We start from the raw sequence: 340 nt of genomic DNA on the forward strand, positions 1-340 counted from the left end.
GAAATATACTGCCCGTTCTCGCTATCATAATACCGAAAACGGTTATAATACAAGCCACTTTCTCGGTCTTCATATTGCCCCGCAAAACGAAAGTGGCATTCCGTGTAATTTGGGTCATTGTCGGCAAGGCCATCGCGGGATTGCCAAAACTGCATCTGTCCCCACGTATTCAGCCGTCCTGCCCAGCTCGCCTTTCCCGCTTCGGTGAAAATCTCTCGCGGCGTGCCTTGGTGGTCGGTTACCACATAGTGCAACTTGCCCTGTTGATAACGGGCTGTCGGGGTGATTGCACCAGGTTCATACAACCACTGTACTTGTGAATCGTAAGCGGGTGTGCCAT

1 protein-coding gene is annotated in these 340 nt (G+C 51.5%); it reads right to left on the bottom strand.

Annotation, left to right across the window (positions count from 1 at the left end; translation table 11 throughout):
- A partial coding sequence (locus AC4IFO_RS23145) for an RHS repeat-associated core domain-containing protein (protein WP_490737873.1) occupies positions 1 to 340 on the bottom strand: 340 nt, incomplete at both ends.

The sequence above is a fragment of the Providencia sp. UF-224 genome (genome assembly GCF_058245955.1).